Below are 21,680 nucleotides of genomic sequence, written 5' to 3' on the forward strand. Positions count from 1 at the left end.
CGCAAGCTGTGAAAGAGGTTAACTCCGCGAGTTGCACCGCCTTCTATTCTTTCCGATGGTAAGTTGTTGATAGTATCGGGAACTGTCCGCGAACTTTCTGCACCCAAGCTGCTGTCTGGGATGATTTGGGCGATCGCAGGGAAAGGACACAGCAGTAAGAATGCAAAAAATAGGGCGGAAGATGGGCGCTGCATCTTTGAAGTCTGGTTAATTTAATATTAGAAAAATAGCGAGGGATTAGCTAAAACTTGAAGAGTACCTATCGAGGTACGCAAACACCCGTCGATTTCGGACGGAGAAGAGATGCACCACCATGTGAATTATAGGCTACCAGGGTTACTTGTCCTCGATCGTCCATTACCCAACCTTGAGCGGGAATAATTTCTGTTGGCGGAATTTCTATGGATACTCTTTCGCCTTCTACTTGCTGACTTTCACCTACGGCGGGTTCCACCCACGACAACGGTTCATCTGCGCTGCTGAGAACATCGTGAGGACTCGGTGGCAATCCCCCCCGCCCAGTCACAATAAACTCGTTCTCGGCCCCTTGGATGCAGGGATTTGTCGCAATTAACGCAGCCGGATTGACCACATTTTGGGGCAGTTCAACTAAACCTTGAACGGGATTCACTCCAACAGAACTAAATGTTACTGCCCCTTGCAAAGCCGGGCCACCACTTTGGGAAATCGCCGCGATGTCGCTGCTAGGAATTAGAGAAGTAGGACTTACTTGCAACGCTGCAAATTCGGCGTCACTGAGCCCCAACCTGTTTCTGACTTGTTCGCGGCTTGCTGCTGTAAAACCGAAGACATTGGGGACATCGATATTTACGCGGCCGCCGCCTGCTGTGCGGGCGTTGGCTGTGATGTCGCTGTTTTCTTGCGGGATGGCGACAAGAATCTCACTGTTGATGTTGATATTGCCGCCGTCTGAAGTGCCTGCATCGGTGGTAATTCGGCTGTTGCGGCGCAACTGGATGTCTCGCGCTTGCAGGTTAATATTTGCTCCTGTACCGGATACAGTCGTACCGTCAATCATCGCTTTGTTATCAAGAGCGATCGAATTTGCGACAATATTGATATTACCAGCGCGTCCGGTTCCGGTAGCCTGCACTGTCACTGTAGCGCCATCTCGGACAATTAGTCGATCGGCATTTAGATTCAACGAACCGGCATTTGCCGTCGCCTGGGAATTAGTACCAAATATCTTGCCCACCGAAGCATCAATTGTACTGACAAACAGACCGTTATTTCCGCTGCCGCCGACCTCGATGCGATCGGCATTAACAGTAATATTCCCCCCATCTCCTACCCCCAAAGAGCTCGTAGAAACTACCGCCCCATCCCGCACGGTTAGGCTTGGCGTATCAATGCGAATTTCCCCGCCCGGACTAGAGCTCAAAGTTCCAGAACTCAGCGCACTAGCACTCTGAATTCCGCTGCTCAAAAGTTGAGAAATACCTGAAATTTCTACTGATTCAGTAGCCGTAACTGTTAAATTTCCAGCAGGCCCCCCATCCTGAGAAAACAAAAACCTGCCAATTAACACACCCGTTCCTACTGTAAACGCAGAACCTCCAGAGAGAGTCAACCGCTTGGTATCGACGTTAATATTCCCCGCCCTTCCGTTAGAGCCGATACTCAGGGTGCTAATTCCGGTTGACACAACTGTTGTCGGGCCGGTGTTAGACAATTCTACTGATTCAGCAGCTTTAATGTTGATATTCCCCGACGGGCCGCTGCTGTAGCTTGTGCTACCCAGAATAGAACCGTCGCGCATAATTAATTTCCCCACATCAACACTAATACTTCCTCCCGCACCGCTACTTTCTTTAGCTGTCCCGTTGTTAATTCCAGAACCCACCATCTCAAAAGTATTGGCACGAATGATTAAATTTCCGCCATTTCCACCGCCAAAAGTGATACCGCTACCTACTACCCCATTGTTGAAGAGCAGGCGGCCGGTGTCGATCGTAATATTCCCCCCCGAACCAGCACCAGCACTAGCATTAAACAGGACGAACAGCGGGTCAAACGGGTCTGTGGTTCCCGATACCAAATATTTAATTGCAAGCTGTTGATATCCCTCAACTCCCAGCCCGCTCATTTCTACTGAATCAGCAGCGCGGAAGTTGATATTACCTCCTGCACCATCTCCTAGAGTCAGGGTAGAAAATTGCGTGCCGTTTTCCACCCGCAACTTTTGAGCGCTGATCTCGATACCTCTACCATCAATTTTTCCCAGCGTCAGCGCATAAATTCGCGCCCCGCTGAGGGCGACATTTCCACCTTTTAACTCTATTCTGCCGCCACCAATTCCGCTGGTGTTGATAAGCGTTCCATCGGATATTTGAATATTGCCGAAGTTTTGAATATTGTCATAATTTAAAGCTAAATTCCCCTGCTGAGCCACAGGAGGAGTCAGTGCAAAATTAACTAAACCGGGACTGGTGGCGCTACCCAGTAAAATTTGTCCGCCGCTGGCGGTTAAATTGCCGCCTTGCAGTTGGATGTCGCCACCAATCAGTGCTAAAGTTTGACCGTGATCTACTGCTAAACCAACTCGATCGCTAATCGGGATTGGCACAGCAGAGGCTGGGAGATTTACCTTGCCTACAGCCGTCGATTGATTGACAATTGCACCCGGATTGTCTCTAAATCTTAAACCAACGGGAATATTAACTGTTAACAGCGGGGATGTTTGCGGGTTGGTGCTGCTGAATTCAAAGCCGTTATTAAACGCAATACTGTCAGCAGTTGAACCGATAAAGGAGCCGCGCAAATCTAACCGCGCATTCGGACCGAATATAATTCCTTTCGGATTAATTAAAAATAAGTTGCCGTTGCCTAAAACTCCCAGAGTTCCTAAAATATTTGAAGGGTTGCCGCCCGTAACGCGGGTGAATATGTTGGTAATTCCGCTGGGATTTTCAAAATAAGCTCCCCGCCCTTCACGGATGTTAAATTCGCGCAAGCTGTGAAATAGGTTAACGCCACGAGTTGCACCGCCAGTGATTCTATCTGAGGGTAAGTTGTTGATAGTATCGGGAACTGTCCGCGAACTTTCCGGGCCCAGGGTATTATCGGGAATGATTTGGGCGAAGGTTTTCGAGGGAAATAGCAATAAGAAAACAAAAAGTAGGCCGGAAGACAGGCGAGACATAGCTTAAATCCTGTTATATAAATAATATCGTTTCCGGTTCCATCAGAATTATATATTTGGATTATATCAGTGCGATCGCCCCCGTGTTCGATTGACTCTCTTTTACCCCTAAAGGGGACTTTTCCCCAATATAATAAAGATAGCTTTTTTCAGTGTGACGGCTGAGGAAATCTGTTTGTGTTTAAATATGTGTGTAGAATATGCGTCCGCTCATTCATACTAGATGGTAGACACCTTCAATCTTAGGAGCCGTCTATGTTACTACAAGAAGTCAAGGAGCTGGTTTTCCAACTGCCACCGAGCGATCGCCTTGCGTTACTCAGCGCCATCATTGAGTCCTTACAAGATCAGCCAGTTGCCAGGGCCGATCGTTCTGGTGCGATTGAGCGGATGCGAGGCTTGCTAAAGACAGACCAACCCGCACCGACAGATGAGGACGTGGCTGCAATGTTGGAAGCGCGGCGGGTGGAGAAGTATCTTTAGTGAGAGTTTTAATTGATACCAACATTGTCCTAGATTTTCTGTTGCAGCGAGAGCCATTTTTTCAAGATGCGGAGTTGTTGTTTCAAGCGATCGATGCTGGGCAAATAATCGGTTATGTTACAGCGACAACGCTCACGGATATTTTCTACATTTCTCGCAAACATACTCGCAGCGTTGAGCAAGCACGGCAAGCGGTTTTAGAAACGCTGACTGCTATGGTCATTTGTCCTATTGATCGAGCGGTTTTGGAATCAGCTTTCAACTCTGGTTTGGTTGATTTTGAAGATGCTGTTCAAATTTTTGGTGCAGTTGCTCAAGGGTTAGATCCGATTCTGACCCGTGATAATAAAGGTTTCTTGAGTTCGCCTATACCTGTTTTATCCATTCAAGAGTTGTTGCAGCAGTTAGGGACGTAGAATAAGGGTTAAATCGTATTAAAAACAAGATTGACAACCTTGCCAGATCTGCAGCCATAGGCTAAGATTTGGCAAAGGTTGAGAACACAATGACGATAATTCCAACTATGAACTACCGAAATCACATCACGATCGAATCAAATAAACGCGGTGGTAAACCTTGTGTACGCGACTTGCGAATTACGGTTTATGAAGTGCTGGAGTACCTAGCTTCCGAGATGACAGAAGCAGAAATTCAAGAGCGATTTCCCCGATCTGACGCGAGAATATTTAAAAGCCTGCATAGCTTATGCTGCTGACCGTGAGCGTCGGTTTATGAACCCGACCTTATCCGCATGAAATTACTTTTATATATTAGGCGTTAATTTTAATCTTTGGACTCTTCATGAAAATCTTAACGAAATCTATTCTCTTCATTTTGCTATTTACAAATCCGGTGCTAGCTAACGAGCTAAACAAAGCTGAAAAAGTGTTTGCTAACTATCAATCGCTTGAGCGCGCATTTGATCCAGCCGTAGCTGATCTTTACTGCGACACAGCACTGATTCGCAATGTGCGGACTTACCCAGGTGGGAGGCAGCGAACCCTGGAGTTTCCAGCACCGAAATATAAAGACCTAATTCGTGCAGCCATGCCCGTTGCAAAGGCCCGTGGTGACTACAGCACCTACTCTAAAATTGTTTATTCACTTGAAGGCAAGAGTGTACGCATTACTGCTACACGCTACTCTGTTCTGAAAAATTACTCAAGCACAATTTCGCTGCTAGTTGGAAAATGTAACAACGGTCAAACCGGAGTGCTTGAAGAAATTAGCCAGTCGCGGCCTTGACGGCTAACAATTCGTTCAAGCCGACCCCGCAGCGCGGTCGCTTAACTCAGGCGTTATCTGGTAAACACTGCCTGACCTTGGAGATGATTCGGAAGCTCTATCGAGTGTCAAATCAAAGCCCCTAACGCTTTCAATGTCGCTTTTTGAGCATTCGTCAATCCCGTTGCGCCTCGAATATTCATGCCTTCATACAAAACATGACTGATATCAAATCCGTTAGCATCGGAATAGTAAAAGTGTTGGGCGAAGCGAAGCGTAGGGTTCGATCGCGCTCAATCCAACCTAAAATTTAGAAAGCGAAGTAATTAATCCGAAAGTATAGGCCTTTTTCCTGCAAAGTTCGATCGCCCGATCGAGCATTTATCAAAGGAATGCCGTAGTCTAAACGCACATTCAACCGATCGCCCATCTGCCAAACCAGGCCCAAACCCGCACCCAGCAGTTTGTCCGACTCAGGATTCGCCTTTTCCTCCGACTGGTTCCACCCTAGCCCAAAATCGATAAACGGAGCGACTTGCAACAATCCTTGGACTTCCGGGACACGCCAAACCGGAATTCGCACTTCAGCAGATGCGATCGCACCGCTATCAGTTAACAGCAAATCTTGGCGGTATCCGCGCACGCTTTGAACGCCACCGATCCCGATTTGTTCGAGGGAAAGCAGGGGGCGATCGGCTAATTGAATGTCAGAACGCACAATCAGCAAAGTTTCTGGCGCTAGGAGGCGCACGTACTGGGCTTGTCCGCGCCACGCCAGAAAGCGGCTGTCGGGTCCGCTATCGTTCGCAGTAGCGCCGAACAGATTAGTGCCGAGGGAGAATTGCGATCGCGCCGCGAACACTTGGCTGGAACTCCGCTGCACGTATTCTTGAAAAAAGCGCACGGCCGAAACCCGGGTTTCGCCGCGATCGTTTGCTCCCGCCGACAGCGCAAATCTTTCCCCTGACAGGAATGTATCGCTTTCTTGCCGCGAAAAACTCAGTCCCAAAGCCAAAGTGCGATCGGGCTTTTCGACAATCGGCTGGCGGTAAGTTAACTCGTAAGTCCGCGATTTCCCTTCGATGTTGGCAGCATCAAACGGTTCCTCGATGATGTTGGTGCTAGCAGCACTCGCAGCGAACCCAATCGTGCCGTTGCGCGCGTTGACGGGGACTGTGTAGCTGCCGTTGAATTCGTTGCTGCCGTTGGTGTTAGCATAAGATACCTCTAATCCGTCGCCCAAACCGAGCAAATTTGCTTGATTGATGCGAACACCGCGCCGAAAACTGCCGACGCTGGGCGATCGGTTGTTGTCTGCGAACACTTCACCGTTAAAGCTGTCTGCTTCTTTTACCCGCACTTCCAAACGGCTGTTTTCCGGGCGGCTTCCGGCTTGAAGTTCGGCGGAAATATTGGCAATTAAGGGGTCGAGTTGCAGTAGTTGCAAGGCTTCCAGCAGGCGAGATCGATTGAGGGGCCGTCTGGTAGCGCGCTCAAGGCGCGATCGCACGTAATTTGAATTTAAGCGCCTGTTTCCAGTAATCACAATTTCATCTAATCCGCCTTCTACAATCCGAATTTTCACCACTCCTCCGTCTCTCGGAAAGCTTTGGTTGGCGAGAATTACAGCGCCAGAATTGATGTATCCTGCGGCTACATATTTTTGAGTGACGGCTGCTTCGGCTGCGATCAGTTCCGCAAAGGTGATTTCGCGCCCCGCAAACTGTTGCGTAACTTCTGCGAGTTCGCGATCGCTAAAAGCCGTGTTGCCCTCAAACTCAAAGCCAGCGACCTTAATTGTACCCGGAATCCCCGGTCTAATTTCGCTTTCAACGGGTGTTGGCTGGGTGGGTTGGAGGGGAGACGGCGCAGGCGGTTGCGGCGGTTCAGGAGCTGGTAATTCGGGTTCTCGCGGCAAAATTGGGTTGGGCAGTTGGACCAGATGCGAGGGTCGATCGATACCTAAATCAATTTTTTCTCGGTCAATATTTTCTTCTAGTTTTTGATCGGAGTTAAAAAGCTCGGTTTCTTGAGTTTTTGTGCTGAAAGTGCGATCGGCAGAATTGGCCGCTTCCGACTCTAAGTTGGGGATTTCCGCAGGTGGGGATAAGGGTTGAGTTGCCCCCAAAGCCGATCGTTCTGACTCAGCGGGTAACTGCGTTTCCTCGTAAGAAGCTGGTAAGCCTTCACGGAGGCCGATCTCGGTGTCGTTAGGGGCTAAAGCTCGATCGCCTCCGCTGCTGACTGCTGCCAAATCCTTAACATTTGAGGTCAAAATTTCAACGGTGCTAGCGGATGTTTTCGCTGGTTTTCCCAGCCAAACTAACCCAAAAATTCCAGCGAGGAAAAATAGTTTTTGTGAGCGACAAGCCATAGGATATAATTATTATCTCGCTTAAGTGGGGGAAAATATTTTCAGGAAGTGAGCACCCTCAAGTAAAAATCAATCTTAACAGCAAAAAGGAAACAGCCGACGCAGCCAACAGTTTCGGCGACGCTACAAACCAAAAGGTCGATCGACGGCTGTTCATTTCCCAACACTTACGCACCAACCGGATTCTTATCCGAAAAAATATCGTGTAAGTCTCTCGTAAACGGTAAAAAAAACAAATTTTTTTTGTTGCAAAACCTACGCTTTCATGCTAACGCAGCGACCAGAACATTCCTGCACGCCAGGGTAAACCAGAAACCGGGTTGTGTCCAAAAAGACGCGCTACAACTGAGATAGGGCACCCTTCTCAATAATCTTTTTATGAACAGGCAAGATGCCTGTTCCACAAGAGATAAATTTTATTGTGAAACAGGCATCTTGCCTGTTCTTAATAATAGTGCAAGATGTGAGTTACAACCCGCAGAGCCACTAAAAAACCCAGTTTCTTTGATTTTGGTGCATCATACCAAATCCGACTTTAATACCCCCTTGATTATTGAGTCCGCGTCTACCCACCTCCTGTGCGTAGACGCCGTTTCAACCGCCAAGCCTGATAAAGGGGGATTGTAACTTTGAATTATGCAGAGCGGCCTGCACCAGCCGCAGCACCCATTTGAGCGCCGTCAGTCAATCCCACCAACTTAGCGCTCAACTCCCACATCCGCTCGCCTTTTTCATCATCGCGGGCCTGCGGAGAAACCTTTTGCACAAAAGACTTGCCATCTTTTTTCTGGCGGTTCCCCCAACTCCAATAAGCCCCAGATTGCTTGTATTCGGGATCGGCAACCACCATCGCCAGCCTTTCCCCCGCCAACTCCTGCGACACGTAACCCCCGGTGATATTCTTCTGAAACAGCGGGAACAGCTTCTGAAACAAAGGATAGTGGTTGCGGAACAGCGGCGTATCCGCAACGCATCCCGGATACAGCGAAGTGAAAGTAATCCCCGTGGATTCGTGAAAGCGGCGGTGCAATTCCCGCATCGTCAGCACGTTGCAAACTTTGCTATCTTTGTAAGCCTTGACCGGTTCAAACTTCTTGCCATCAACCATCGAAATCGGGTCTTTGAAACCCGCTTCAAAACCCTCAAACTGGCCCAAATCCGGGCGCGGCGGAATCTTCCCGCCCAACTCGTCTGGATTGTGAGTCACGGTTCCCAAAATCACGATTCTTGCATCGGAATAATAGGAAGGCTTCATATTTTCCATCATCAGGTTGCACAGCAGGAAATGACCCAGGTGATTGGTAGTCATCGTTAACTCATAACCCTCCGGGCTCCGCAGCGGTTCCTTAATCAAAGGCATATAAATGGCGGCGTTGCACACTAAAGCGTCCAGAGGCCTGCCGCTGGCCTTAAATGCCCGAGCAAACCGGCGCACGCTCTCCAAATCGCCCAAGTCAATCTCCATGATGGAGAAATTGCCTTCAGGTATGCCCAACTCTCGGGCGGCGTCTCCGGCTTTCCGCACGTCCCGACAGGCCATGACTACGTGCCATCCTTTGTCTGCGAGAGCTTTCGCGCCGTACAAACCGACGCCGGAGGAAGCGCCGGTAATGATAACCGTTGATTTGTGATTTTGTGCCATCTTGTTAAAAGCGCTTCCGCTATTGATTTTTTTCAGGCACTCAAACGCTGAGCTAGCAGCTTGGATGTTTGGAAGTACCCTATGGTTATTAGGATATGGGGAAACGTTCTCGATCTCAACTGGGAGCCTCTCAGTTTTGCAGCCAAGCCCAAAATTGGAGGCAGGAGGCAGGAGGCAGGAGGCAGGAGGCAGAAGAAGTGTTTTTACAAATAGGAGATGCTTGCTCTCAACGGGCGATGAAAATTAAATATGGCTCCAACTCCCAGTCCTATTTTGAGAAATTAACCATAATTTTTTTAGGGGCGGGTTCACCATTATCTATGATGCACATACTCGGTATTTATTGATAAACCCGCCCCAACCAACTCAACTAAGAAATAGTTGCTGGTTCCTGATATCTAGGGAAATCGATATAACCTTCAGGCCCAAAAGAATACCAGACGCCGACTTCGGCAGGCGGATTGAGCGGCCAACCATTAGTAAAACGCTCTACCAAGTCAGGATTGCTGATAAAATCCCGACCAAAAGCTATTAAATCGGCAACTTGGCTGCTCAGGGCCGTTTCAGCCTGTTCTTGAGTATATCCGCAGTTGCCGACGAGGGGCCCTGCAAACACATCGCGAAACTCTCCTATCATCATCGGCGTTCCCAATTCGTGAAAGCCAAATGCTAGACCGTCCACCAAGTGAAGGTAAGCTAAATCATAGGCATTTAACTGCCCTGCGAAATACAGAAAATCTTCGCGATATTCTGGAGAACCCATATCATTGTAAACACCGTTGGGAGAAAGTCTAACTCCCACTCTGTTTGCCGGAAATACTGTGATAATCGCCTCTACAATTTCCTTAAGAAAACGGTAGCGATTTTCAACTGTGCCGCCATAGGAATCAGTGCGGTAATTGGTTTTAGTTTGCAGGAATGTGTCAATGAGATAGCCGTTGGCTGCGTGAATTTCTACACCGTCAAAACCCGCCATTTTTGCGCGTTCGGCCGCCTTGCGATAATCTTCTACAACCAGGGAGATTTCATGGGTTTCTAGAGCGCGGGGAGTTTCGTAGGGTTGTTTGCCTATAGGGGTATGAATGCCTTCTCCGTTTATTTTGATGGCAGAGGCTGCAACTGGCAATTGATTGTTTTCATGAAAACTGCTGTGGGAAGCCCGCCCGGTGTGCCAAAGCTGCATGAAAATCGGTGTTTCGCGGGCATGAACCGCCGTCACAATTTGTTTCCAAGCTTTGCCTTGCTCGTCTGAATAAATACCGGGCGTATTGAGCCAACCATTACCTTGAGTAGAAACTACTGTGGCTTCTGTAACGATCAAACCAGCGGAGGATCGCTGAGTGTAATACTCTGTCATCAAGGCGTTGGGCATCCGGGCTTCACCGGCTCTGGCTCTCGTTAGGGGTGCCATGACAACCCGATTTTTTAAGGGTAAATCTCCGATTTTGAAGGGGCTCAGTAGGAGTGGAGAAGTTGTTTGATTGGTCATAATTTTGGTATTTTTTCAACTGAATAATCTGGGAAATCACATATAGCAACTGCCCGTGTTAGGATGCAAGGCGCAAGACATCCAAGGGTCGCCAAAACGTAAGCAATCAAACTCATCAAACTGTTTACGAATTTGACTTTTTAGCCACGACTCTTCTTTGTTCAATTTTGTTAAACTCTGGAGAGTATGGGGGTAAATATAATAGTCTACACCCTGCTGTTTGAATCCATTCCTGAATCCGACCACTTTTATCAAATGTGAGATTATCTATCACCACTACCTGTGCTGCGACAAGTGTGGGAAGTAAACTTGTTTCTGGCGAGCCAAGGAGTCAGGAGTCAGGCGTCAGGAGAAGAATACCCTGTTTCCTCCTCTGGTGAATACTTCCGAAAGTTTCAATCCCTGATAGGGTTTTAGGTTGTTTCCGGCTGTTGGGGGTTCGCGGTTGCCGGGTCGATTCAATTCGTTTCAATCCCTGATAGGGTTTTAGGTTGTTTCCGGCGTTGCAGAGCTAGGCTGGGCGATCGCAGAAGCTGTTTCAATCCCTGATAGGGTTTTATGTTGTTTCCGGCTGTTGGGGAGCAAAACTCCCACCTCCTTACTAAAGAACTGGAACTGTTTCAATCCCTGATAGGGTTTTAGGTTGTTTCCGGCGTGTAGCAACCAATATCAAACATGAACAACACAGTTTCAATCCCTGATAGGGTTTTAGGTTGTTTCCGGCCTGACGATCCGATCGCTAGTTACGCTGCTCTCAAGTTTCAATCCCTGATAGGGTTTTAGGTTGTTTCCGGCTCGGCGAGACTGGGTAGAGTTGCAGTGGTGGAATAAGTTTCAATCCCTGATAGGGTTTTAGGTTGTTTCCGGCAACTCGATCGGCTTCTTTTAAGGCTTCAATTAATGTTTCAATCCCTGATAGGGTTTTAGGTTGTTTCCGGCCCGTCCACTGTTTTAGATCCGAGTTGTCAACTACAAGTTTCAATCCCTGATAGGGTTTTAGGTTGTTTCCGGCTCATGACAATTGAGAAAAAAGGCTTCTCTCCTTCGTTTCAATCCCTGATAGGGTTTTAGGTTGTTTCCGGCAAAAATGGCCTTGGGGCAGAATGCTTATTTCGCTATCGCGTTTCAATCCCTGATAGGGTTTTAGGTTGTTTCCGGCCTAACATCGATCGCCTCCGCTACAACTTCAACACTGGTTTCAATCCCTGATAGGCTTTTAGGTTGTTTCCGGCAGGTGTTCCCGTGGGGATTTCGATTCCGTAGGGTAATCCGTTTCAATCCCTGATAGGGTTTTAGGTTGTTTCCGGCTGATTCCCTGCCACTGCCAATACTCGATCGCCTTCTTGTTTCAATCCCTGATAGGGTTTTAGGTTGTTTCCGGCGGCTACTGTTGCGGCAATGCCCGCCGATGCAACGGGTTTCAATCCCTGATAGGGTTTTAGGTTGTTTCCGGCGCAATCTCAGAAACTACACTCGGCGGCAGGGCGGGTTTCAATCCCTGATAGGGTTTTAGGTTGTTTCCGGCCGGAGTGCGGACGTTGTACTTCCGCTCGTTGGGTGTGTTTCAATCCCTGATAGGGTTTTAGGTTGTTTCCGGCTCTGCCGATTATGCCGTTAATATCGGCATCGCCGTTTCAATCCCTGATAGGGTTTTAGGTTGTTTCCGGCCAGGCTATAGAAAATTTATTAGCCTGTCGCCTAACTCGTTTCAATCCCTGATAGGGTTTTAGGTTGTTTCCGGCCTTATACGCGCATCAACAATTAGTTAAGAGGCAACATGAAGTTTCAATCCCTGATAGGGTTTTAGGTTGTTTCCGGCATGGTGTCCCCACCGTTGATATTCCAGTCATATCCGTTAGTTTCAATCCCTGATAGGGTTTTAGGTTGTTTCCGGCATAGTCAGGGTATGGTCTAAGATGAGACGGGAGGCCGGAAGTTTCAATCCCTGATAGGGTTTTAGGTTGTTTCCGGCATTGAATATTTCCAAGGACTAGAATCTGCCAACAACGTTTCAATCCCTGATAGGGTTTTAGGTTGTTTCCGGCAGTTGGCGGATTAACCCGCTTGAGGCGATTTTTGTTTCAATCCCTGATAGGGTTTTAGGTTGTTTCCGGCTCCTTTTCACAGAAGAAGAATGGGTCATAATCTAAAGTTTCAATCCCTGATAGGGTTTTAGGTTGTTTCCGGCTTGCAAAACACTGAGGTAGAAATTCCGATAATTCGTTTCAATCCCTGATAGGGTTTTAGGTTGTTTCCGGCACAATTCTTCAAGGGTTTTGTTGATTGACATTAGTTTCAATCCCTGATAGGGTTTTAGGTTGTTTCCGGCGTGAAAGAGGAAGAGGTACTCGGAAAGAAGCGAAGTTTCAATCCCTGATAGGGTTTTAGGTTGTTTCCGGCAAAGAACAGATTGTCAAAAGTGCGATCGTCGGAGGTTTCAATCCCTGATAGGGTTTTAGGTTGTTTCCGGCAGTTACTGCACCGCCGTCTCTTATACCAGCAAATCTGTTTCAATCCCTGATAGGGTTTTAGGTTGTTTCCGGCAATATGCTGCCAAAAAGTCGAGAAAGAACTCAAAAGTTTCAATCCCTGATAGGGTTTTAGGTTGTTTCCGGCCCATGCTTCTCGCAGGCGTCCATGAGCATCGGCAAGGTTTCAATCCCTGATAGGGTTTTAGGTTGTTTCCGGCATGCCCTTCGTTGGTTTGCCGTTGCAGATACATATCGCCAGGTTTCAATCCCTGATAGGGTTTTAGGTTGTTTCCGGCGCCGTATTTTTACGGGTTCGTGGTACATCTCCTCAGTTTCAATCCCTGATAGGGTTTTAGGTTGTTTCCGGCCCTTGATATCTCATCTTGGAAGCTAGATGGAGTTTCAATCCCTGATAGGGTTTTAGGTTGTTTCCGGCGTCGAATGTGCATATTAGGCTCTAATTTATCAAACGTTTCAATCCCTGATAGGGTTTTAGGTTGTTTCCGGCTTGCTTTTCCCTACCTCGCAAGATAGAACTTATCGTTTCAATCCCTGATAGGGTTTTAGGTTGTTTCCGGCAGAAAATATTGTACTTAATAAAATAGAAATTATGGTTTCAATCCCTGATAGGGTTTTAGGTTGTTTCCGGCTCAAAGTACCAGTTTCGCTTTGCCTTAATTGTTCTTGTTTCAATCCCTGATAGGGTTTTAGGTTGTTTCCGGCCAAGCACCCAAGAAAAGCGAGTAACTCTGTCCACGTTTCAATCCCTGATAGGGTTTTAGGTTGTTTCCGGCTTAAACTCAATCGGTACGCCGTTAATCAGGCACTTGGGTTTCAATCCCTGATAGGGTTTTAGGTTGTTTCCGGCAAAGGCTTTGACCAGCTTATTTTGGTTAAAGTTTCAATCCCTGATAGGGTTTTAGGTTGTTTCCGGCTTTTCGGTATCTTGCGTAAAGCTTGTGCCGAAAGTTTCAATCCCTGATAGGGTTTTAGGTTGTTTCCGGCTATAAAGAGCGGCTGTGCGATATGCCCGAAGAAGTTTCAATCCCTGATAGGGTTTTAGGTTGTTTCCGGCTCACTTTTCGGTGGGCAAAATTAGTGTTACCGATGTTTCAATCCCTGATAGGGTTTTAGGTTGTTTCCGGCATCTCCATCGCCATCGCCATCGCCAGGCCCGACGACCTGTTTCAATCCCTGATAGGGTTTTAGGTTGTTTCCGGCCGGGATTCTGGCCGTGACCGCGCGTCGTCATGTCGGTTTCAATCCCTGATAGGGTTTTAGGTTGTTTCCGGCCTGAGATTGCCATTCACCCAGGCCAGCACTTGCAAGTTTCAATCCCTGATAGGGTTTTAGGTTGTTTCCGGCTTGTCCTAGTCTCGTATACGGCCTTTTCGAGCGTGGTTTCAATCCCTGATAGGGTTTTAGGTTGTTTCCGGCTCAATCTCATTATTAACCTACCCAATCCCTTTGTTTCAATCCCTGATAGGGTTTTAGGTTGTTTCCGGCTTGAACAATACGAGTTTGGCGGTCAAACTCGGTTTGCCGCTGGGCGGTTTTTTTGTTTCAATCCCTGATAGGGTTTTAGGTTGTTTCCGGCTGTCGAAAGAGTATGGATACATACAGGGTATGTTTCAATCCCTGATAGGGTTTTAGGTTGTTTCCGGCGGAACAAGAGGATAACTCGATTAAACGATTTGTCTGTGTTTCAATCCCTGATAGGGTTTTAGGTTGTTTCCGGCTAACGTGCCCTGGCATCCAAATGCTGATGGACTTGCAGTTTCAATCCCTGATAGGGTTTTAGGTTGTTTCCGGCCAAGCGTTTGAAGAACCTATTAAAAAATCTTTGGTTTCAATCCCTGATAGGGTTTTAGGTTGTTTCCGGCTAATATTGGCTGCAACCGCATTAGTAAGCCCAAGTTTCAATCCCTGATAGGGTTTTAGGTTGTTTCCGGCTTTTTGTGTCTATCACTTCTTTGTGCCGCAATTGTTTCAATCCCTGATAGGGTTTTAGGTTGTTTCCGGCACAATGAAACAAATTACACAAAAACGGCTCATTGTTTCAATCCCTGATAGGGTTTTAGGTTGTTTCCGGCGTTATCTAATGTCGGCGGCTCCTCCGATTTTGGGTTTCAATCCCTGATAGGGTTTTAGGTTGTTTCCGGCGAATGTTTACGCGGTACTTGGCGGGCATACCGGGAGTTTCAATCCCTGATAGGGTTTTAGGTTGTTTCCGGCGCGCAAAGGAGCGCCGTTCAAATTGTAGTTAACACCCTTGTTTCAATCCCTGATAGGGTTTTAGGTTGTTTCCGGCCTTTGACATGACAACGCGCGGCCACGGACAGGTTTCAATCCCTGATAGGGTTTTAGGTTGTTTCCGGCCGGCCCAAATAGATTGTCCGTCGATGTCGTGCTCAAGTTTCAATCCCTGATAGGGTTTTAGGTTGTTTCCGGCCAGCCACTTACGGCCTTTCCCCGACTTTGATGCAGTTTCAATCCCTGATAGGGTTTTAGGTTGTTTCCGGCCATGGAATAGCCAGGGAAACTGTGCGCGGTCATACTCAAGTTTCAATCCCTGATAGGGTTTTAGGTTGTTTCCGGCAATAAAAGAATCACCCGACTAAATGATTTGTCGGTGTTTCAATCCCTGATAGGGTTTTAGGTTGTTTCCGGCCAGACTTCCCCGATGGCGTAACGGCCACCCAGATTGCAGTTTCAATCCCTGATAGGGTTTTAGGTTGTTTCCGGCCCCCTCCGCTGCCAGTTCTTCCGAGGATTTTTCTTGTTTCAATCCCTGATAGGGTTTTAGGTTGTTTCCGGCTTTTTCCTACTATCAGATTTATAATAAGCATCTAAGTTTCAATCCCTGATAGGGTTTTAGGTTGTTTCCGGCGCACACCTAATTTTTTAAGCTTTTGGGAAATGTGCTGTTTCAATCCCTGATAGGGTTTTAGGTTGTTTCCGGCATTAATGATAATTGACCATACGGGGTTTATGTTAGAATTAACGTTTCAATCCCTGATAGGGTTTTAGGTTGTTTCCGGCAAAAGATATTGCCGACGCCCAGGGCGACCACTAGTTTCAATCCCTGATAGGGTTTTAGGTTGTTTCCGGCGATTTATTTTTGTTGTTTTACCGGGTGTCACTCGTTTCAATCCCTGATAGGGTTTTAGGTTGTTTCCGGCTAAAATCCTTACCAGCAAGGCGTTACAGCTCTTGTTTCAATCCCTGATAGGGTTTTAGGTTGTTTCCGGCTCAAATTTTGAGGTTTGGAACAATAAATCTTCTTATAAGTTTCAATCCCTGATAGGGTTTTAGGTTGTTTCCGGCCCAATATCCGAAAGAGTTGTCGAAGCTGAGAGCTTGTTTCAATCCCTGATAGGGTTTTAGGTTGTTTCCGGCCATATCCCCGGAGCAATTCCAACACGAACACTCAGAAGTTTCAATCCCTGATAGGGTTTTAGGTTGTTTCCGGCGGCGGGGGGATTTAGATAATAAGGCTTTCTTATATGGTTTCAATCCCTGATAGGGTTTTAGGTTGTTTCCGGCGCTAGCCTTGGCAATTTACGGCTGGGACTATCAAGTTTCAATCCCTGATAGGGTTTTAGGTTGTTTCCGGCTCTTTTAGAAACTTGCAAGTATACGGTCAAGCCCGATGTTTCAATCCCTGATAGGGTTTTAGGTTGTTTCCGGCTTTTCTTCAAATAATTAGTTGCCAGAACTTCACTCAGTTTCAATCCCTGATAGGGTTTTAGGTTGTTTCCGGCTTTTTTTCATTTTGAACCATCGTTTAAACCTCGCTGTTTCAATCCCTGATAGGGTTTTAGGTTGTTTCCGGCGCAAGCGGCTACAACAGGAATATTATTAAATTGAGAAGTTTCAATCCCTGATAGGGTTTTAGGTTGTTTCCGGCATGGAATAGGGTCAAAAGGGACATCCTGAGTAGGGTTTCAATCCCTGATAGGGTTTTAGGTTGTTTCCGGCAACCAATCATCACCCATCATTACCAATCCATCCTCACGTTTCAATCCCTGATAGGGTTTTAGGTTGTTTCCGGCTCGACTATTCTTTCAATGCTACCAATGGGCCCCGGAGAGTTTCAATCCCTGATAGGGTTTTAGGTTGTTTCCGGCCTAAATCTCTTTCAGCTTCGCAGCTACGTATGTCGCGCTTGTTTCAATCCCTGATAGGGTTTTAGGTTGTTTCCGGCCAAAATTAATTTTGAGCACTCCCTTGGTGGTGTTTGTTTCAATCCCTGATAGGGTTTTAGGTTGTTTCCGGCTGTAACCGTAGGGGTTGTGCCTTCTCTAAGGAAGTTTCAATCCCTGATAGGGTTTTAGGTTGTTTCCGGCGCGATTTGCCACAGGTGAAACAACTATTTTATGTGTTTCAATCCCTGATAGGGTTTTAGGTTGTTTCCGGCAATAGCAGCAGAATACGGAGAAAAAGGCGCTGCCGGGTTTCAATCCCTGATAGGGTTTTAGGTTGTTTCCGGCTCCTGCGGGTTTCAATACAAATAGTCAATTTCCAATGTTTCAATCCCTGATAGGGTTTTAGGTTGTTTCCGGCTGCAGTTAATTTAAACTCTCAAATACCTTTTCAAGTTGTTTCAATCCCTGATAGGGTTTTAGGTTGTTTCCGGCAAATTGGATCATAGCTCAACAGTAACTAAGTGTAGTTTCAATCCCTGATAGGGTTTTAGGTTGTTTCCGGCCAAATTCAGAAGGAGACGCCCACATAGTTTGCAACCAGTTTCAATCCCTGATAGGGTTTTAGGTTGTTTCCGGCGGCGTTCCCGGTCAGTCCTGGTCTGACAAAATGTGGCGTTTCAATCCCTGATAGGGTTTTAGGTTGTTTCCGGCCGCCGGGGTCTGGGAGGCTTGAAATATAAGGTTTTCAAGGTTCAGTTGCGTCTGACTGCGATCAATATACCGTTTCAGCGATCGCCCCGTCAAGGGGACAAAATTCAAATAGACCTCAAACTCTCTCCATGTAAAGCTTTCAGCATTTGCGTCTGACCCGCATGAGGTACAAACCACCGCAAACCCAGTCCTGGTAAAGCTCTGGGCTATTAAAATTCCCCCCCTCCGTTCTACACCTACAGCCAGACGCAAAATCAGACCATAAAGATCGTAGTATCGATCGGTGCCCGGCCGCCAATCCGCTCGATCTTGCCCTGACAGCAAGCACACAAAGAATGAAACAGGATACTGTCTTCTTCTGACTTAATCACCCTATTCAGACGTTGGCGCATCCGGGCATACTCAGTATCCGTCACCTCGCAATGAAACACCGAATACTGCTTCCATTCCCCATAAGACTTGAGAATCTGGTGAATCTTAGTGCGGCGCTTGTCCTCTGATATATCGTAGCAAACCAAAACAAACATAACTTTATTGCCCTCCCTATTTCAGAACCAAAGGCGGATACTTATCAACTTCACCCATCAAATACTTAGCCATCAGCCGCCCTTGAATTTCAAAAGCTTCTTGATAAGTACACAACTTTTCCATCACTGGATGCTTGAACTTTGACTGTTTCTTTTGTTCGTAAAGTCGCAAAAAATTGTGCAGCGCTTCTTTTGTCAAAGAAACCGCGCCGCTCAACGCTTCTGCCGTAAAATCATTAGGGGAAACTTTCTGCAAATTGATCGCCGTCAACACTACAGCATCAACTACCAAAGGTCGAAATTCTTCCATCAAATCCAGCGCTAAGGAAGGACGCCCATAGCGCTCAAAATGCAAATATCCCAAATACGGATCGAATCCCACAATATTCACTGCACTTTGAACATCGTGCCGCAGCAGAGAATATCCCAAACTTAACAGAGAATTTACCGGATCTGTAGGCGGACGGCGGCGGCGAACTTCAAAGCTAAAATCCGGCACGCGAATCAGCCGATTGAAGCAGCCAAAATAAGTCGCACTACCCGCCCCCTCTAATCCTCGCAGAGAATTAATATTGGAAGTTTTATCAATAGACGCGATGACTTTTTTCAATTGGGCGATGGGCTTTTCCAAATCCTGGGGAGAATATTTACGCTGACATTCTAACAAAGTATTGCGGTAATTCTTGAGCTTTCCCCGTACAAACCCCCTAACTAAATGCACCGCCTGTTCCGATTCCCCAGCCGCTTGCCACTGAGCTTTTCGCACAAAGATATTTTTCGTCATCTCCGGTTCCAACCTCCCCAAATAACGTCCGTTTACTGTCAAAAAACTCAAAGGAATGTGACGTTCCAACAGTTCCACAACTACAGCCGGCGAAACTGTAGCGCGTCCCAATGCAACAACCCCATCAATCTTAATTAATGGCACGTCCAAGAGATTTTTTTTGTCAGCTTTAACCGTCAGACGTTCATCCACTTTGCCAATAAAAGCATCTTCTTGAGTAATGTAAACTGTTCCCATTGTGAATTCTCCTATTTGCAGGTTAACTTGCTTCTTGATAGCGGTTGACTTTGGCCGCAGCTTGGGGCAGACATTGGGGAAAAAGACTGCATCCCTTACACCGAGAGGTGTAAACTGGTAAAGGGATATTTCCCGATCGCCAAAGAGCACCGACTTTTTCAATAGTTGCGATCGCATCCTGTCTCAAACCCTCAGAAATCTCGACTAATTGCCGCTGATGCGACTGCGCGTAATACACATATCCAGTCGCAATAGTTTTCCCAGTCATCTCCTCTAAACAAAGCGCTTGGGCGCAAACCTGCAACTCATCGTTATCCCATTCCCCCTTCCGGCCGCGCTTGTATTCCACCGGATAAATCTCACCCTCAGCCGACTCAATCAAATCCGATTTCCCAATCAGTTTGTAGCGTTCTGATTTCAGCCAAATCGCCCGAACCTGCCAAGTTTCATCGCGATTAATCTCGCCCATCGTGTGAACGCGATCGTGCAAACTCGTCCCTTCAATGGTATACTGATTATCGGTGAATTCTCCCGCGCAAGACATTCGCCAACAGCGGTGAGGACAGTAAGAATACTGGTTGAGAGATGCGATCGAAATGTAATCAAAATCGTTCATAATTTTGAGGATTTGTAGGAGATTAGTAATTGGAATTAGCAACAGGCAAGATGCCTGTTCCACAAGAGTTTAGTGTTATTGTGGGGTGGGCATCTTGCCCGCCCTGGAAATCCGGCATCTTGCCCGCCCTCAAAATCCGTTTAATTCTTATTAACAACAATCCGCCGAGTCATTCCCATCCCCATCGGAGTTTTCCTCCCCACCCCGCAGTAAACAGCAAAATCAGCCAAAGCGTTAATTTGCTTAATCACTAAAGGCTCCACCTCTCCCAAAATCCGATAACTAACCTCCCCAACCATGCCGACAAAATCGCTTTGATAGTTAGTCAATCTTTCACTTCGGATATTGACAAATGTCGAAAAAAGTGCATCGAATGACTGATCGGGAATTGCGATCGGGCTGTACTTATTCCACCGACTGAGGAGACTATTAAAAACGCAGTCTCTAGTAGGAATCACCGAATCAAATTTTCCCTGTCGAAAGGTAGTAGGAGTCGCAAAACTGAAGGCAATTAAGCGATTAGTTTCGGAAGCGCGATCGTACAATTGAGAGTAATCGCAAGCATTAGCCCAAGGCTGATCTACTTGGGGCGTTCCCAGAATCTTAGTAATCATCAAATCGGCGGGCCCCAGATGCCACGGCTTCGAGGGATTGAGATTCAGCCAAAGATTAGTTAATTTGCCGAATAGAGTGTCATCAAGCAGAGTAATCCGCCACCAACAGAGGGTATGTTCTGGAATCGATTGTGTGTGTTCCCATTGCAGGAAATGGTGTTTTTTGAATGGGCATTTTTTTGTTTGCAAAGGGCTGAGGGTGAAGGATTTTTGGGCGGTGGCATCGTGGAGGCGATCGCCGAGTTTTTTGTCAACGGAGCTCACGAGGGTCAGGAAGAGGGCGTGCAGGTGTCTTCCGGTGAGGTATCCGGGGGAAATTGGGGCCAGGGGGAGGATGTTGAGGACTAGGCTGTGCGGCATATTTGGTTAATGGTTAAAAGAGGTTTGAATTAGCCGAGAGGTTTTCCCTGGTTTCTCGTTTTCTCATTTCTCATTTCTCGTTCCCAGGTAAAACCTGGGAACGCATTTCTAGGGAATCTTCCTCCTATTAATCAGCCCGAAAGCGGTATTCCATACACGCCGGAATTTTGAGTTTGTCAAAGTCGTAATATCGCCCTAGCATTTTGACATTTTGGATGAGGCTAACCGGAGGCATATTAACCACATCATAGCTAATCACTTGATGGGAAAACATCACGTCTAAAGGGTTGAGAAGATAGGGAAAGATGAAGTCTGTTTCTGAGGGCGATCGCTTCACTTCCTTCTGTTCTACGATTTCGACTGCTGCTTTGCTCATCCACTTTCCCAGACGAATCCATTTCGCTAGTTTCAGAGACTTCTGTGAGATTAGGAAAAACTCAAATTTGCTTTCTGGTGCAATTTCTTTAGTTCTCCCAAAACTAGGGATATTTTTCTGGGTTTTTTCCATCTCAACGTGATAGTTGTTATTGGCGTATTTCCACGTGTTGAGGGTGGAGGAGTGAGAGATCGATCGCGCCGGAGTAACATAAATACCCTGTCGGTTGAGCGCCATTAAATGCTGCTCGTATTTAGGGATTTGTTCTGGACAGAAATAGCGATAGGAATCTTCTTCTGCAACGGTGGTGGAATAGATTTCGCTATCCACCAAACCGAGGGCGTAACAAAGCGCGTAATTGTGAATTACCGGTTCTGTTTCGTAAAGTCTCCCTATCTCGCGAGTTGCAAAATAAAGGCTATCGTGCAACTCGATTTGACAGCGGTAAATAAAAGTCATGG

14 protein-coding genes, 1 pseudogene and 1 CRISPR repeat array are annotated in these 21,680 nt (G+C 47.0%); of the genes and pseudogenes, 4 read left to right on the forward strand and 11 right to left on the reverse strand.

The features are described 5' to 3' along the window. Positions 1–194 (reverse strand): hypothetical protein (locus tag QUA27_RS14635; RefSeq protein ID WP_333068752.1); only part of this gene is annotated, 194 nt, incomplete at its 3' end. 65 nt (positions 195–259) lie between these two features. After that, entirely contained in the window at positions 260–3,163 is a 2,904-nt protein-coding gene (locus tag QUA27_RS14640) for a two-partner secretion domain-containing protein (protein ID WP_333068753.1), read from the reverse strand. A 255-nt stretch (positions 3,164–3,418) separates the two neighbouring features. Here QUA27_RS14640 and QUA27_RS14645 point away from each other — a divergent pair, with 255 nt between their 5' ends. The 4 genes and pseudogenes from QUA27_RS14645 to QUA27_RS14660 all read left to right on the forward strand — a co-directional run bounded on the left by QUA27_RS14645 (position 3,419) and on the right by QUA27_RS14660 (position 4,891). Further along, positions 3,419–3,646, forward strand: a complete 228-nt coding sequence (locus tag QUA27_RS14645; protein WP_333068754.1) for a hypothetical protein — start codon at positions 3,419–3,421, stop codon at positions 3,644–3,646. Further along, a complete protein-coding gene (locus QUA27_RS14650; RefSeq protein WP_333068756.1) occupies positions 3,646–4,062 on the forward strand; it encodes a type II toxin-antitoxin system VapC family toxin in 417 nt (138 codons plus the stop codon). The genes QUA27_RS14645 and QUA27_RS14650 overlap by 1 nt, the downstream gene beginning before the upstream one ends. Before the next feature lie 107 nt (positions 4,063–4,169). After that, a pseudogene (locus QUA27_RS14655) lies at positions 4,170–4,401 on the forward strand (DUF433 domain-containing protein). A gap of 46 nt (positions 4,402–4,447) precedes the next feature. Further along, positions 4,448–4,891, forward strand: coding sequence for a hypothetical protein (locus QUA27_RS14660; protein WP_333068757.1), 444 nt, complete (start codon positions 4,448–4,450; stop codon positions 4,889–4,891). Between the two features lie 289 nt (positions 4,892–5,180). Here QUA27_RS14660 and QUA27_RS14665 read toward each other — a convergent pair whose 3' ends face one another. The 9 genes from QUA27_RS14665 to cas5d form a co-directional block, all read right to left on the reverse strand. Next, a complete protein-coding gene (locus tag QUA27_RS14665; protein ID WP_333068758.1) occupies positions 5,181–7,244 on the reverse strand; it encodes a ShlB/FhaC/HecB family hemolysin secretion/activation protein in 2,064 nt (687 codons plus the stop codon). Between the two features lie 634 nt (positions 7,245–7,878). Beyond that, complete coding sequence (locus tag QUA27_RS14670; RefSeq protein WP_333068759.1) at positions 7,879–8,886, reverse strand: protochlorophyllide reductase; 1,008 nt, start codon at positions 8,884–8,886, stop codon at positions 7,879–7,881. Positions 8,887–9,256: 370 nt separating this feature from the next. Further along, positions 9,257–10,375 (reverse strand): alkene reductase, encoded by a 1,119-nt coding sequence (locus QUA27_RS14675; RefSeq protein ID WP_333068760.1) that lies wholly within the window; start codon positions 10,373–10,375, stop codon positions 9,257–9,259. Between the two features lie 124 nt (positions 10,376–10,499). After that, positions 10,500–10,652, reverse strand: a complete 153-nt coding sequence (locus tag QUA27_RS14680) for a transposase (RefSeq protein WP_445251511.1) — start codon at positions 10,650–10,652, stop codon at positions 10,500–10,502. Positions 10,653–10,767: 115 nt separating this feature from the next. Then, positions 10,768–17,705: a CRISPR direct-repeat array (repeat unit 37 nt; unit sequence GTTTCAATCCCTGATAGGGTTTTAGGTTGTTTCCGGC). A 254-nt stretch (positions 17,706–17,959) separates the two neighbouring features. After that, the gene (gene cas2, locus QUA27_RS14685; RefSeq protein ID WP_333068762.1) at positions 17,960–18,232 is read right to left on the reverse strand and encodes a CRISPR-associated endonuclease Cas2; all 273 of its coding nucleotides are present in this window, start codon (positions 18,230–18,232) and stop codon (positions 17,960–17,962) included. Between the two features lie 16 nt (positions 18,233–18,248). Further along, entirely contained in the window at positions 18,249–19,253 is a 1,005-nt protein-coding gene (cas1d, locus tag QUA27_RS14690) for a type I-D CRISPR-associated endonuclease Cas1d (protein ID WP_333068763.1), read from the reverse strand. A gap of 22 nt (positions 19,254–19,275) precedes the next feature. Further along, positions 19,276–19,869, reverse strand: a complete 594-nt coding sequence (gene cas4 / locus QUA27_RS14695; protein ID WP_333068764.1) for a CRISPR-associated protein Cas4 — start codon at positions 19,867–19,869, stop codon at positions 19,276–19,278. Positions 19,870–20,009: 140 nt separating this feature from the next. Then, positions 20,010–20,843, reverse strand: coding sequence for a CRISPR-associated endoribonuclease Cas6 (cas6, locus tag QUA27_RS14700; protein ID WP_333068765.1), 834 nt, complete (start codon positions 20,841–20,843; stop codon positions 20,010–20,012). A gap of 127 nt (positions 20,844–20,970) precedes the next feature. Continuing rightward, positions 20,971–21,678, reverse strand: coding sequence for a type I-D CRISPR-associated protein Cas5/Csc1 (gene cas5d / locus QUA27_RS14705; RefSeq protein ID WP_333068766.1), 708 nt, complete (start codon positions 21,676–21,678; stop codon positions 20,971–20,973). Positions 21,679–21,680 lie beyond the last annotated feature (2 nt).

Origin of the sequence: Microcoleus harperi Pol14_C6, from assembly GCF_036701295.1 — a bacterium.
In the GTDB taxonomy this organism is placed as follows: Bacteria; Cyanobacteriota; Cyanobacteriia; order Cyanobacteriales; family Microcoleaceae; genus Microcoleus.

Excerpts from the sequence above, each read along its gene's own strand:
- QUA27_RS14660 (WP_333068757.1), top strand. The coding sequence starts at position 4,448 with ATGAAAATCTTAACGAAATCTATTCTCTTCATTTTGCTATTTACAAAT.
- cas6 (WP_333068765.1), bottom strand. The coding sequence starts at position 20,843 with ATGCCGCACAGCCTAGTCCTCAACATCCTCCCCCTGGCCCCAATTTCC.
- QUA27_RS14645 (WP_333068754.1), top strand. The coding sequence starts at position 3,419 with ATGTTACTACAAGAAGTCAAGGAGCTGGTTTTCCAACTGCCACCGAGC.
- cas1d (WP_333068763.1), bottom strand. The coding sequence starts at position 19,253 with ATGGGAACAGTTTACATTACTCAAGAAGATGCTTTTATTGGCAAAGTG.
- QUA27_RS14640 (WP_333068753.1), bottom strand. The coding sequence starts at position 3,163 with ATGTCTCGCCTGTCTTCCGGCCTACTTTTTGTTTTCTTATTGCTATTT.
- cas2 (WP_333068762.1), bottom strand. The coding sequence starts at position 18,232 with ATGTTTGTTTTGGTTTGCTACGATATATCAGAGGACAAGCGCCGCACT.
- QUA27_RS14670 (WP_333068759.1), bottom strand. The coding sequence starts at position 8,886 with ATGGCACAAAATCACAAATCAACGGTTATCATTACCGGCGCTTCCTCC.
- QUA27_RS14665 (WP_333068758.1), bottom strand. The coding sequence starts at position 7,244 with ATGGCTTGTCGCTCACAAAAACTATTTTTCCTCGCTGGAATTTTTGGG.
- cas4 (WP_333068764.1), bottom strand. The coding sequence starts at position 19,869 with ATGAACGATTTTGATTACATTTCGATCGCATCTCTCAACCAGTATTCT.
- QUA27_RS14675 (WP_333068760.1), bottom strand. The coding sequence starts at position 10,375 with ATGACCAATCAAACAACTTCTCCACTCCTACTGAGCCCCTTCAAAATC.
- cas5d (WP_333068766.1), bottom strand. The coding sequence starts at position 21,678 with ATGACTTTTATTTACCGCTGTCAAATCGAGTTGCACGATAGCCTTTAT.